General features: G+C 39.4%; 2 protein-coding genes. Both read left to right on the top strand.

The annotated features are described in order from the left end of the window. Window positions 1-199 precede the first annotated feature (199 nt). Complete coding sequence (locus FIB07_18180) at window positions 200-478, top strand: hypothetical protein (GenBank protein ID NJD54771.1); 279 nt, start codon at window positions 200-202, stop codon at window positions 476-478. After that, the coding region (gene ltrA, locus FIB07_18175; protein ID NJD54770.1) for a group II intron reverse transcriptase/maturase at window positions 465-1,641 on the top strand (1,177 nt) is incomplete at its 3' end. The genes FIB07_18180 and ltrA, both read left to right, overlap by 14 nt.

Raw genomic sequence — 1,641 nt, 5'->3', positions numbered from 1 at the left:
TAGTAATGCTGGGGTATAAAGCCCTCAGGACAATATGGAGAAATTTGACAGTCTAAATCAAACAATCTGTTAGGATAAGAACACAATGGAGAAACTAACGTTGAATCATTGCAAGAGCCGTTACAGGAAATAAGCGAAATGGACTGAAACGCTTAGACCAAAAGGTACGGAATCAGGACATGATGGTTAGGATTATATCATGGAAAATGGACAAATGATTCCCGGCTTACAGATGGCTCCTAAAGTGTTCATAAATATTTATGGTGTAGAACTTGGTAAACCCTATGTTCTCCCATTTCTGGGAAGGAACTCCGCGAGGAGGGACGATGGTACAGAGGGTATAGGAAACGGTAAAAAGCGAATGACAATTTGTAATGAGTTGTATAGAGGTTCAAAATTTGCCTCAACCCGAAAGGGAGCTGACTTACCGGAGGTGTTTCATTGTATGAATGGAGGCAAACCCGATGAATGCAAGTAATTCAACGACACCAACAGGTGAGAGACTTGCAGACACACAACTAAAAATCCAATGGGAAGATATCAATTGGAAAACCGTCACAGATAATGTTAATCGGTTGCAAGTCAGGATTACAAAAGCAGTGAATCAAGGAAAGAGGCATTCAGTTAAAAGACTACAATATCTGCTAACCCATTCGTTTTATGCGAAATTGTTGGCAATAAAGAAAGTAACTCAAAATAAGGGTACAAGAACAGCGGGAATCGATGGCGAAAAGTGGACAACACCCGAAGCCAAAATGAACGCTACTCATAATATATCTGACAAGAAATATAAAGCAAAACCATTACGTAGAGTCTACATTGAGAAATATGGTAAGACAGAAAAACGTCCCTTAAGTATCCCAACCATGCATGACAGGGCAATGCAGGCATTATATGCATTTGCATTAAACCCCGTAGCAGAAGCAACCGCTGACAGAGCATCGTTTGGCTTCCGTAAAAACAGAAGCACTCATGATGCCTGTGCTCAAGCCTTTAACTGTCTGAGCAAAATGAATTCTGCCCGATGGGTGCTGGAAGGAGATATCAAAGGCTGTTTTGACAACATTAACCATGAATGGTTGTTAGACAATATCCCAATGGATAAATCAATACTCAAACAATTTCTCAAAGCAGGTTTTGTATATAATCGGCATCTGAATCCCAGTAAATCGGGAACTCCTCAAGGAGGCATTATTTCTCCGATATTGGCAAATATGGCATTAGATGGAATTGAAGCATTGATTGCATCTAAATATTATACCAGTAAATACGGGAGAGTATATAAAAGATACGACCGCCACAAAGTTAACTTTGTGAGGTACGCAGATGATTTTATCGTGACTGCTGATTCAGAAGAAACCGCTAAAGAAATTGCAGAATTGATTAAATCATTCCTGAAGGAAAGAGGTCTGGAACTTTCAGAGAGTAAAACTCTGATTTCTCATATAGACAATGGTTTTGTCTTTTTAGGTTGGAACCTTCGAAAATATAAGGGGAAACTCCTGATTAAACCATCCAAGGGCTCCATAGATAAAATCACCAGGAAGATAAGTGATATTATCAAACGTGGAAAAGCATGGAAACAGGAAGAACTAATTTCCATACTTAATCCTATCATCACTGGCTGGTCGAACTATCATC

It is taken from the genome of Candidatus Methanoperedens sp., from assembly GCA_012026795.1.
Lineage (GTDB): Archaea > Halobacteriota > Methanosarcinia > Methanosarcinales > Methanoperedenaceae > Methanoperedens.
Note: the sequence above shows the minus strand (reverse complement) of the source record. Positions and strands in the feature narration are given on the sequence as shown.

Bases quoted from the DNA above. Each gene is read 5' to 3' on its own strand.
- FIB07_18180 (NJD54771.1), top strand. From the start codon at position 200: ATGGAAAATGGACAAATGATTCCCGGCTTACAGATGGCTCCTAAAGTG.